Below are 13,080 nucleotides of genomic sequence, written 5' to 3' on the forward strand. Positions count from 1 at the left end.
GGGGAAGTGAGTTTGTTATGATGTGAATATTTTTATATCTACACCCATCTCGTCAGCACTACTTAACCAATCTTCGATTAGTTGAAAAGCTTGTATTGTTTCAGATTGCTGGTCAGTATCTTTTGACATCTCTTCAATGAAATGTTTTTTCGAAAAAGAGTTGCCCATTACTATCCATATTTCTTTATTGCACAGTGGTGATTTTCTTCTATTAGATATTAACTCCCAGGTTTTTTCCTTAAGTTTATTTTCTTTATTAGGGATCTTTCCAATTTCGTTAAAGGCTAATCTAAAACGAGACTCAAGTTTATGTTTGGCTTTATGGGATGGCCATGCTTTATCCCAAATAGAGTAGTTTCCTGGGGTATTAGCATCTGAGTGTGAAATCAGATAGGTTAAGTTTTTAATTGCTTGACTTCCGACCTCTGCTATCGCTCCTGCTGAGGATTTTGGAGAGCTGAATGATTTCCCACATTTTACATGAATGAAACATAATTTATCCGGTGATGATACGATAAAATCACATGGTTCTGTATCCATGTCAGTGCAAAGAACGAGATCGCAATTTGGAATATAAGGATGAAAGGGGCCCAATTGTGGAAGAGTAGCATTGCTATTTGAGTGGTTTTTTAATTGATCAATTAAATAAAATATAGAATTCTTATCAAAGCTTGTGCTTGTAGTATTAATATACATATCTTTTTCATCATACTTTCCTTTTTCTTTAAGACCCTTTGAAAGCAGGGCTGGAATGCTTATGAGTGAACGTCCCGCCCAACTTTCCTCAGCAGTAATACCTTTTTCAAAAGGAAGTGAAAATTTATAAAATTTCGACGCACTATATGTTGTTCCATCTAAAAAAAGAATTCTAAAATAGTCATTATTTAAATAAGAAATTATTTTATTGAAATCATCATAATTGTTAGTAGTTGTCAAAAGGTAACTATGTTTATCTTCTTCATACTGAATTTGTATTTTAAATGGTTTTGAACCAACAAATAACTCCGCACCTTCACTTTCTGAATATTGAAGGTAATAGTAGTCCGGTAGGAAATTCTTTTCGGAAATTAATTCGGTATCGAAATCTGATAAATCTAGAATAATTGAAACTATATCGGAATTGGGTTTTTCATTGATGGGTTGCGAGAATGACTTTATTAATCGGCCATTATTAGTTGCTTCTTTTGCTGTTCCTAAATCAATTTTCTCAATCCATTCAGATAGTTCTTCTATACTAAAATTCCTTTCCATTTGGTCAGAGACACGACCAGACCTAGCCCCTATATAGAAACTACTGTCATTTTTCCCTTGTTCATCCTTATTAACTACTTTCAATGTTGTTAGTGCGTACATGGCATTGCGCTGAGTGCTATTTATATTTTCTAGGTTTTTACCTTTTAAGGACATCGCTTCAGGTCTATTTTTTGCAGTACCTATAGCCCTTGAGTGAGCTTCTTTTATTTCACGGACTTTAGTGGCTGCAGCTAATGCTGTTAATCTATTAATATTTATAGGGTTTGCAAGATTTAAGTCGATTCTATTTGCATACTTGGCACCAGCGCTGTCAAAGATAGCTATGCTATTAGATAACTCTTTGATTATTATTATTTCTAGCTTTGGTTCAAAAAATAATTTATCAGAAAGATACCTGGAGCTATTGAATGATATATATAGATACATGAATACATTATGGTCATTTTTTATTTCTTTAACAAGTGAACCTTGTGTATGCAGTTCCCAATATATTTTATCCAAAAGAAGGGGGGTTGAGTAATTAGGCCCTTTTTCTATAAAGCAAACGGATGCCAATGGTATTGAAATATCATTGGCATTTATGGATTGCAAGTCCAATCGTTCTCTGAAACGACTAGAGAAGTAGCTGTATTCAGGGAAGTTATCAAGAAATCCTTTTATCAGGTTAGTTGTGCTTAGCGATTTTATAAATCCTTTTGAACCGCTAGGTGTTGATATGTAGTCATCAAATATACGGTAACTTTGCCACATTCTTTCATTGGATGAACTAGCTAGATCTATTATCATCGGTTCTATTGAATTGTAATTCCTAACAACTCTCCCAATAGTTTGAACCAATTCTCTACCACTTCCAACTTGATAGGTTAAAACTAGTAATTTTGCTTCAGGCAAATCTACACCTTCATCAAGTTTATGTTGATGAATTAGAACTCTTATGTCGTCAGATTTTAATGCGGAATTTATTGATTTAAATTTACCGCTAACTTCATCATTTCTAAATGTCTCATGTATACTTACTGTTTTGAATTTTTTAGAAATTGATTCGTGGTATCGAGATATATCATAGGCATCTTTACATTTTATTATGCATTTTATATTTTCATTTTTTTCTAGAAAAACCTGTACTTCTTGAAGCATTTTCTCCATTGAATTCACTTGAATGAAATTTGGCTCAGTAATTATTTTATCAGAAATAGCCTGTTTAAATGTAAAGATAAAATAATCATCTAAGTCAACGTTTAATTCGAAAAGATCATTCCTATATGGTGTTGCCGTTATTACAACTTTTATTGCATCTGATTGTCGTACGATTTCTCGCCATACAGGAGATGGTTCAGAATGACCTTCATCAATAATAATAAGATCAAAGAAACTTTGTGTCTCATCTAGGTCTTCTGGTGATAACATTGATAGTTTTTGAAATGTTGATATATATATACCTTCTTCATTTAAATTATTAATGTTTTTAAAGGTATTCTTTAATTTTATATCTGGATCGTTTAACGTCACTCTAAAAAATCTACTTGATACTTCTCTATAGAGCTGTTCCTTAACTGCTCTCCTATGACAGATAATTAAAATATTTCGCTCTTTACTTAGATGTGATATTAAACTTATGACACCTGTTTTACCCGCTCCCGTTGGCAAGTTAATTAAGCATGCCTTATCACGAATATTTCTTTTCTTAAATTTAAAAAATTTCCCCACAGCTTCTTCTTGACATTTCCTTATTTTTCCTGTAGAGGCTTTTAAGTATTTTAATAAATTTCTTTGCATGTAATCTCCTTTGCATATTTAAAAAACTCAATAAATACAATTATGATAAAAGGGTTTATAACCAATCACCTTGGTCCGCACTGTGATCTTCTCTAATTGCATCTTGTTGATAGCTTATAGCAATGCGGTCTAAGCAAGCTGCGGTTCGAGGCCATTCAAATCTAAGATCATCAGCATCTTGTTTATAGCGTTCTACTAATATTCGTTCTTGCCCCCCACCATCATGTGGCATGCGTACAGTTACGCCACGGCGGTTGTAAACACCAACTTCAAAACCACTCTCCATTGCTCGACTTCTAGCAAACTCAAGAACTTCGCGAATTGCTTCTGGCGGCCACGTTTCATTTTTTTTTCTTTTTGCGGCAGAGAGAATCATGCCAATCGTGTCATCACCTATGTCACCACGACCTGCAGACTTCAGTAATTGACGAGCTTGCTTGACCCACGACATCAATACATAAGAGTCAATAGTCCCGTTCTCATCGGTCCCGGGTACAATTGCCCAATCATGCAAAACTTGATATGCCTGGCTTGCTAGATCACGGGCCTGCTTAGGATTTGCTGGTTCAGATTCAACTACACCACTATCTTCTTCAGGTAGATAGAGTAATTTCATTAGCGAGGTAAAAAACACAGGGTCTTTAGCAAGAGCCTGATGTAAGTTTCTGGCTGGATGTCGTGAATACCGTAAAACTTGAAAATAAATCCATTCGAGCCTCACAAGTTCTTCTTTTGAAGTCTTTACATCACTCTCCAGGTAATCTAGGAGAATACCAATATAATAGCTCGACATCGTATTATCATTATTGGAAGAGTCTTTAGTGCTTGCAGCGGTATGCATTACTCTAATAATAACTGAGCCCTCTGGTTCTATTTTTATATTATTAGCAAGCCACGCAAGAGCATCGTGACTTCGGTCTGCCAGAAGTAAATGATCAATGACATACTCAAGCTCTAAATCTGCAGAAAGCCTAAATGTAGGGATCGTCTTCCAATATATTGTACTAATATTAACTGGTCTCGATTCTATTTTCAGCCAAAGTGACATTACAGGTGGTAATACTTGGGCAATGCGTACTTCCGCTAACTCCCCCCAATTATCAGTTATAGCTTGTTCCCATATTTCTTGAACCCAAGTTTCGCTTTCTGAGCCTTTCGTGGCTTTGAGTCCATAAAGAATTCCCAAACCAATATTTGCTATATCTGAATCACCAGACATTAGCGCTTTTTTCATTAGAAAATGTTTATGCCCACACTTTGTTGAGGATCGCGCTAAAGCAAGACCAAAATCGTAGTGCAGCGTAATTGTTGAAGAGAAATGAAATATTTGTTCAATTTCAAGTTCTGCAAGTAAGAACTCTACTGCTTCCAATTGTCTCTCTTCGAGTCTATTTCGTTGTGTTTGCCAATCATAATTTTCGCCTAACTCATTGGCCCCTGCACAAAATAGCCAGCGAAAACGTTCCTCGACATTTTCTGGTGTTAGTGAAAGAAATATAGCATCCAACGGTGCTAATTCTTCTTCAGACAGAGCCCATGGAGCATCTTTGAAGCCACGGTTTCTCTGTAAAAAATGCCGTAACTCATTCCACAACCTTTCTTTTTTATCAGAAGATGTGAGGTTAAGGGAGTAATCAGCTAATTGCTTAGCTGCTGAAAATTTCCAGTTTGAATCAAAATTCCCCCAAAGGTGGAAAAGTTCAAACCACCGTTCGCACCTCCCATTTATATGCATTAATAATCTTTCACCGATTTCACATGCTGCTGTTGCAACAGAGGACCAGGTAATAGACTCCGGCTCATTAGGAGTGAAATCACGCCAATTTGGCATAGAAGAAGGTTCTGAAGTATCGTGTGAACGAGGTGCTAATGCGAGCAATAACTTCCAACCAGCAATTGGATGCAGCGATATGATCCGATCAATGACCTTAATACGTTGTGATGAATTAGCATAAGTTTGTGGTGACCAACTAACAAAAATCCGCCTTAAAGAAACTGCTGGACGGTTTCCCCATCGACCTCCGGGATCAACATCATCTAACCAAGCCAGTAAAAGTGCAGATTGCATTAGATAACGTGGGCTACGCGCTAACATCTCTAATGCCCATAACAAATTTGAAAGATACTCTGTGGGTTGCATTATCCCTTCATCACTTCGGAATAATGACAAAATCTGCGGTGAATCGCCTTCCAACCCAGCTTCTACAGCGTCTAGAAATACCGTTGGGGCTGCTTCTGCAAGATTATGGAAATCCTGAGACAAAGACCACCAAAGTGGCTCAGTTGCATTATTAAGCAACTTATACACCGCACTATTCACATGAGAAGATACATCCGTAATAAGCGTTGCTACCTCTGGGAAAACAGCCAAGGCAATCATCGATTCTGTTAAGCCACGTCTGATGCTACCTGATGGTTTCCCTACGCTATTATCTTCATAGAAGGTATCGGCATTAGGTTGAGTCTCAAAATAGGGATCAATGGCGCTCACCACCGAATGGAATGTATTCTCAAAGCGCTTTAGTTGGTGGGAAGTTAGCTGATTACCTACTTGAGTCCAAAGATCTCGTAATGAAACTACTCTCCAAAGATTACCAGAGCGAATTAATGGACCACCAAAAGTGGATGCTAACGGTGCCAAGATTTCTTCTACCTGCTCATAAGAGCAACCAGCTAACTCACTAATAATTTTTTGATCTTGAGATGAGGTTTCATCCCAGCTCCCCGCGAACATTGCGGCAATAAGCTCAGATGAAACATGTTCAGCCCATTGTGGTTTATAGTTTGGGGCTATGGGCATTAAGCGCCTTAAGACCGTAATACTGCGGCCTGATGCGTGGGCATAACGATGAGCATCCTCCTCATTTAATCCAGCATGAGTTAATGCTATTTTTAGCTCAAATCTCCATGGGCGGGGGAGGCGTATTGAATGACCGGATAGATGAGACACATCTGAGCCATAGATAGCGTAGACATGGTGACCATTATTAACAAGAGATTGCGCAATCCCCGGTTCTGAAATAGTGAGAACAATGATTAATGGCGTGCCTAAACCAGCTAATTGCCGGGCTGTTGTTGCGTTGTCAACTACGACACATTTGCTCCAATAGAACAGCTTATGCTCTTCAGGCAGAGGACTTATAGATGCATAAAGAAAAGCTAGTGCTTCATCGGGAGCTTCGGCTTGCACTGAGAGTTGTTGCGGTGAATCTCTTAACCACCTAAGGACTTTTGTTTGTTCTTCATCACGTCCGGCCAAGATAACATCGGGAGTGAGAGGTGTTCTCGTTGCGTGAATCCACTCGCTCCATGACTCTTCAATATTACGTAATCCCTGTGGCCGATGACCTATTTTTACTGACAACCACTGAGCGACCGCAGGATAAATTTCTAACCAATGGACAAGATCATCAGCATCAATGGCACAGACATTCAGCCAAATATTGAGAGCTTTTTTCTCCTCTACCCACTTATTTTTACCAGGAAAGCGTTGTGGAGTAACGAATACATACGTTGTTTTATCTGGACTATACCCGAGTGGATTCCCAGATCTTTTATTAAAATCTTCTTCTGCCTTAGCGCGGATAGAGGTACGTTGAGCACCAATTTCCCAAACAGAATCACCCTCAGGAACGAAGCCCAAACCCAAACTCGTTTTACACTCACCATCCCAACCAGGATATTGCACACTCTCATCTGATGGGAAATGAACTTTTGCGGCAGGACCTACTGTTGCAAAAATTAAACGTCGTAATAATTCAGGAATACCACTCTGACCATCTCTCCGTTCACCCCACTGTGAAAGGTGAGTTGCATTAATCCAGCGCATCAAAGAACCAGGTTTTACATTTTCAGGTGGCTGCAGCATACCCCTTTCAACTACCCCACCAGCTATAAACTGCAAACCTTCCGCTTCTAAGGCATCACGGATAGCTTGGGCATTATTTGCTACTGGAGTACGAAAGCCACGCTCAAAATCCGCAAGTGTAGATGTTGCCACATTTGCTTTGGAGGCCAGTTCTTGTTGAGACCAAGCGAGAAGAGCTCTTGCAGCTTTAACTTGCTCTGGTAAAAGGAGCTCATTCATTACAAAACCTCATATTTTTAATATGACATCACAATATCTGTCTAAAAGATGAGCGTCAATGCACAATCGGGTGGATGTATACCAGACCGGTTACAACTTGGATTTGGGGCCATCTAAACATGACGAAGACCGCGTGGGTGGACTCCAACTATAGGGCAGGATCGTCTACCGGGGCGGGGTCAGTCCAACACTAGGGCTGATTTGCCTACAAGCTCATGGGCACTCCACATCCTGCGTATAGCAGCTAGCGTAGCAATGGTCGCCAGCTCAAGAAAACGGGGCATGCTTATCGAACTTTATCACGACCGTGGAAATGTTTAAGCCGATCTTAGATTTCCGGATTCCGTGGCATGGAATGCCAAGGTTCAGCTAGTAAGATTGCTATATGGTCGTGTATACGAGTGTCTATCGCTATCGGTGCTCCTTGAGCACGAGACCATTTTCGATATTACAAGAGCCAAGATTTGGAGAGCTGGTTAGCAAGATCATTAAGGATGTTTGAATCTTTGTTTGGAAGAGAATTTAGTTCACATCGATTGGGTAAAAAATATAATGTCGATGGGTATGCCAATAGTTAAAGGCTGGGTCAGCGCAAGATAAACAATGGGCGACAGCTTCGAAAGGAAGAAGCATGAGAGAACAGCACACGTTACCTGAGGATAAAAGCCCAGGGACAAGCACGCTTGCCAGTGGGCCTGCAGGTACTCATTTTGAGGCCCAAGTTGCGGCGTCGTACATGCTAGCCATGCTCGCTGGTGCCCCTGCGCGTGGCCTTCCCGGTGCGTCAATAGATCGAGTAGCCTTGCAACAGGCCAACGCGGGGTATCCGCTTGATGACGTGATCATTCACGGGCATGACAACATTTCCGGGAAAGTGGCTGTTCTCGAAGTTCAGGTTAAGCGGTCTATCACCTTCGCTGCTTCCGATCCGGTCTTTCGTAAAGTCGTGGGCCAAATCGTCAAAGCTTCTCAACGACCTGATTTTTCAACCCAGCGATACGAGTTAGCGATCGCGACAACTAAAGGGTCTCGCAAGATAGATGGAGCATATCAAGACGTACTCACACTAGCCCGCCAAATTAGCGACGCAACTACGTTCGTCGCACAAATTGATCTGGCTGGTGTAGCGAACGACGATATGCGCTCATTCGTCAAGACGTTCAAAACCCATTTACTTGATGAAGGTTCGCCTGACGACAATGAAACTGTTTGGTTTTTGCTGCGTCGGATCCAAATTTTGACCTTCGATTTTACGGCACCCGGCTCTGCATCGCATGACTTGGCACTGGAACGGGCCCTTCGTATCCTCCATGCTGATGACGGATCGCGTGTTGGGGCCTTTTGGGGCAGTCTTATTGAACTTTCAATCGATGTGGCAAAAAGCGGTGGAGACAAAACCCGCGACACAGCACTAGTGACACTTGCACAATTTGGCTATCGGTTCTTAGGTGAGCGACGCCACATGGCGGCCCGTGCTGCATTGACTGAGTCTTCACGTTTGGCTCTTGCTGATATTCGTAATCGAGTTGGTAAAGCAGTCCTTGCTAGGCAGGAGCGTGTTGCCGCTATACATGCAGCACTGGGGCTTGGGCGCTATGTAGAGATCCGTGGAGATGCAGGGGTCGGAAAATCAGGGATCCTACGGCAGATGGCCGAAGCTATGCAAACTGAGGGGCCGGTCATTGTACTCAGCCCAGGGCGATGCGTTCCCCGTGGGTGGGTGGCATGGCGTGCACAGCTAGGCTTCGACGGTACGCTACGTGAGTTACTTGTCGAGCTTGCAAACGACGGTGGAGCCACGATATATATCGATAACCTCGATTTTTTCAATGCAGAAGAGAGGCTCACCGTTGTCGATATTGTCAGCGAAGCGTCTATCGTTCCAGGCTTGGTCATTATAGCGACAGCGCGGCTTGAGTTTGGGCTCGATGAGCCCAATTGGCTACCAAAAGATGCACTAGCGCGTTTGGGACTAACTGAACCAATCATTATCGATGAGCTGAATAAGGCAGAAGTCGAACAGCTAAAAGCGATTGATCCTTCTCTTGCGCCCCTTCTCACCGAAGGTCATCCCGCACGTCAGGTCGCGAGGAACTTATTTCGCCTCTCACGTCTAGCAAGCCAGACCGCATCTGAGCCGATGCCCCGTACCGAAGTAGATATGGCCGAGCAATGGTGGATTAATGCGGATGGTACACGTGATGCCGGTTGGCGTGATCGTTCTCGTCTACTGCAGGACTTGGCTTTTCAGATTTTGTCTGGTGCCGACTTTCTCGATATAAAATGTCACAGTGCTATCCCGATCGATGCCTTAGAGTCCAGTGGCACGCTGCGAAATCTAAGCACCGACCTCGTCGCATTTCGCCACGATGTACTGCGAGAGTGGGCGATCGCGAATGCCATTCACTCTGACCCAAGGCTTATTGACGGTTTACAACTAGATCGGCCGGCAACCGCGATGTTTGCTCGTGGAATTGAGTTGGCAGCTCGTATGGCGGTCGAGCGGGCGGTTGATGGTGTGAAGTGGCTCGCGATTGTTGAGCGTTTAAGCCAGGTGGGAGTGCATCAGTCTTGGCGCCGAGCTGCGTTGCTCGCATTAGTTCGGTCAGAGGCTGCGGAAACACTTCTCAGTCGAGCATCACCTGAGCTTCTTGCCAATAGGGCCGCATTGTTGCGGGAACTCATCCGAATCGTCATGGCTGTCGATGTACTTCCGGCTGCAAAAGTCTTTGCTGCTGCGGGAGTGGACCCAGCACTGATACCCCCATCAGTCAATATCCCACGCGGTCCAGCATGGATAGCGTTGATTACCTGGCTGTTGGACACTGCGGAAATAGCTCCAATTGAAGCTATTCCCGACATCGTCCAGCTATACACAGCATTTTCCATTGGTACACTTGGCATTACCGATATCACGGCCCTTACAACACGACAGATATACGGTTGGCTACGGCTGTTAGAGCCAAGAAACGAGATGCTTTTGCCGGGTGAAGAGCCTTTGTTCAGGGGGCACCTTGATCGGAATGGTACTCAGTCTCTTAAATCTGACCTTCGCGATGCGTTCATCATATTTGCACGTACAACACCGGAATTGGCTGCCGAATACCTGACAGCAGTGGGAAGTTGCGAACACAACGAATATATTGTGCGCAGTATCTTGAAGATGCGCGGCACGTTGGCACAAGCAGCCCCAGTTGAACTGGCCAATTTAACCGCACAGGCGTTGATCTCGGGCCCCCGGGGACGCAAGCGCCACTTCGGCACGGAACGCGAAGAGGCGTTTACCTATCTCGATCACGTATTCCTTCCGGTATCCCCGGCCCAAGGCCCATTTCTCGATTTATTGATTAACTCACCCAAGAACGGCTTGGCTCTGATCCATCGCTTGGTTACACACGCAGTCGCACATGAGAGCCAAGGAGCCGATTCTGGGATAAATGGATTCAAGCTGGTCTTGCCGAAGGGTGTGCGCACGTTCCCATGGAGTCAGACTTACTTCTGGTCACGCAACAGTAATTTCTACGCCGTTACATCCTCGCTTATGGCACTTGAAGCGTGGGCTCATCGCCGCGTAGATGCAGGTGAAGCATTTGAAGATGTACTAACAGATGTTCTTGGTCCGCCAGGCTCATGCGCTGCGTACTTATTGGTGGGAGTTGATCTCATCATCTCGCATTGGCCCAAATCGCTTAGGATAGCCACGGCTTTTCTCAGCTGTCCCGAACTGCTGTGCTTAGATCGCATACGTCAGGTGCATGATAGAGTCGAAATACCCGAATTCTTCGATCTCAACACTTCGCGTAGCGAGTCGCAAGGTAATATGATTGCGGCTGATCTTCAGCGTCGCTCATCCAGACGGACTACTCTTGACGAACTGATTGGTTCTTTCACGTTTCAAGCATCTTTGGAACAACGTACCGCGCTGAGGATGCTGCTGGTGAGCGAGGCTGCTCGTTTAGGCGAACCCGTCGCGAGCTCTAATCTCAGAAGCCCGGAATTTATGGTTCGGTATGCGCTGAATCTATCAGATGCCACAAATTGGCAAGAATTTGAAATGACTCTCAAGGACGGTTCATCCACGACTGCGCGCAAGTATGTATCACCTCCGGCAGAGCAAACCCATCTACAGGCTTTGCGCGATGCCGCAACCGAGCGAGAGTCAGATTTCGCCACATGCTCTGTGTTGACACTCGCGATCGACGATCCATCTCAGTTACTGCCGGAAGGTCGAATAGTGGCTGTAGCTTGGGCACGACGTTTGGCGATGGCTACGACAGACATTGAATCCGACGACGATGACGACGAGCGTTGGATGCAAGAAGAAGCGTTTGTGGCGGCCGCCATGATCGTGATGCGGGATGGTAATGATGCCTTGTATGCTGAACACGGAGAATGGGCTCGGTCGCAACTGGGCAAGACGCTTGTGGCGCTTAACGACAATCCTGTGCGTCAGATGCGAGGGGGCCTTCGCTTCAATCCGACTGCAATCGCCTATGCTGGATTGATTCACGCCTTGCGACATCGATCAACAACAGAAGATGTGCGGTCACTTCTTGAGGTAGCGGCTAGGGGAAATCACGCTGCCGCGCACGGCTTAGGGACGTCCGTCTCAGTCCTCGCGGCCGTCGATAGTCGTCTTCCGAGATCTATTCTCCGATGTGCATTCAGCGCTTGTGTTGTTGAGGAGCGGGTTTGGGATGCGTCGGAGGAAGAAGTAGAAGCTCGTAAAGCGCGCAGCCACGAACGAGCACGGGCAGCCGTTGCCGCCGAGATCTCATGGCTTAACAGCGATGGGACGGAGCCATTGTGGCCAGTTTTTCCAGAAGAGCGCGCACGGCCGGGAAGGCGACTACGCTTGCGAGAAGTTAGCATGGCTGCATCAAAGCAGCCAGAAGTGTCAATTGCCTCACCAAAAGTGCATGCAGATCATCAGGGGGCGGCACTCTGGCTACGCCAAGTGAATATTGTCTCCGAGGATGCTGCGCTGTCCTGGCTCAGCGAAGTCGTGAAATCCTACATGCCGTGGACGATCGTCGCAAATGGAGCAAACCTAGACGACGGAGATGAAACGGATCAGCCTCCATCTGAATGGAACAATACATTCTTTGATTTGGCTGCGCGTTGCGTTGTCGGGCTATCGTCGTCTGAAGTCATTGAGTTAGTCGTACAGCACATAATTACTCTCCCAGACCAGAATTTCTACGACGTACTCGTCGATTTTTTGCGCAGCTTCGATGTGGTTTACTTTGGTGGCAATAGTATTCCGACGCAGATTGCCATAGATGTTCGCAAAGTACTTGTTGATCATATGCTCACCACGCGTGGATGGGGGCGTCTCAACCGGAGCAGGGACTTGTCAATCGAAATGCACCTTGGCCCGGCAATCGCAGTTTTGTTTTTCAACGACCAAATGTTTGGGAAGGGATCGAAATGCTATCTACTTGAGAAGGGAATGGATCGAATTGGTCCTTTTTTACCTGTTCTGGATAAATTAGTCAGCAAAGGGCCGTCACCGTTCGTCGCATTGTTGTTACTCAACTTACTTGAGGTTGCGCCCCGGGCTGAACAACTGAATATGCTCGTCGGGGCTGTAAGTGTATGGCTTGAGGTCTATCCTGATTTCCAACAACTATGGATTGACTACGGCGTGGGCCGCCGATGGTGCTTGGTGATGGAGTCTATACTGGGGCGTAGCCCTTGTAGTTTCAGTAACAGCGCGCCGCTGCGGCCTGCCATCGATAACTTCGTCGCATCACTTGTCGCGCTCGGTGTACCCGAGGCCGCACGGCTGGAGGAGGAACTTGGCAAGCTTTGAATTACTAACGGTTAATCGGTGTGCTCTTGACCGCTTGCTGTGATGCAGAAGTGCTCCAGTTTCCATGATGAGGTAAATCGAAATTTCTTATATTACTTGAATAATTTGATATTCCAATTTCTATAGAAAATTTTAAAGCCCGCGCCAT

The 13,080-nt window shown here is 44.5% G+C and carries 3 protein-coding genes; 1 reads left to right on the forward strand and 2 read right to left on the reverse strand.

What is annotated here, in order from left to right:
* Positions 1–15 precede the first annotated feature (15 nt).
* Positions 16–3,030: a DEAD/DEAH box helicase gene (locus AC3G3F_RS04655; RefSeq protein WP_488394537.1), complete on the reverse strand. Its 3,015-nt coding sequence runs from the start codon at positions 3,028–3,030 to the stop codon at positions 16–18.
* Between the two features lie 55 nt (positions 3,031–3,085).
* The gene (locus AC3G3F_RS04660; protein ID WP_488394539.1) at positions 3,086–7,117 is read right to left on the reverse strand and encodes a helix-turn-helix domain-containing protein; all 4,032 of its coding nucleotides are present in this window, start codon (positions 7,115–7,117) and stop codon (positions 3,086–3,088) included.
* 631 nt (positions 7,118–7,748) lie between these two features.
* Here AC3G3F_RS04660 and AC3G3F_RS04665 point away from each other — a divergent pair.
* Positions 7,749–12,932 carry an NACHT domain-containing protein gene (locus tag AC3G3F_RS04665; protein ID WP_488394541.1) on the forward strand — a complete coding sequence of 1,728 codons (5,184 nt, stop codon included), beginning with the start codon at positions 7,749–7,751 and terminating at the stop codon, positions 12,930–12,932.
* The last annotated feature ends 148 nt before the right edge of the window (positions 12,933–13,080 follow it).

Source organism: Salmonella sp. FC25216 (assembly GCF_057751355.1).

Coding starts and splice junctions, on each gene's coding strand:
- AC3G3F_RS04655 (WP_488394537.1), bottom strand. CDS start 3,030: ATGCAAAGAAATTTATTAAAATACTTAAAAGCCTCTACAGGAAAAATA.
- AC3G3F_RS04660 (WP_488394539.1), bottom strand. CDS start 7,117: ATGAATGAGCTCCTTTTACCAGAGCAAGTTAAAGCTGCAAGAGCTCTT.
- AC3G3F_RS04665 (WP_488394541.1), top strand. CDS start 7,749: ATGAGAGAACAGCACACGTTACCTGAGGATAAAAGCCCAGGGACAAGC.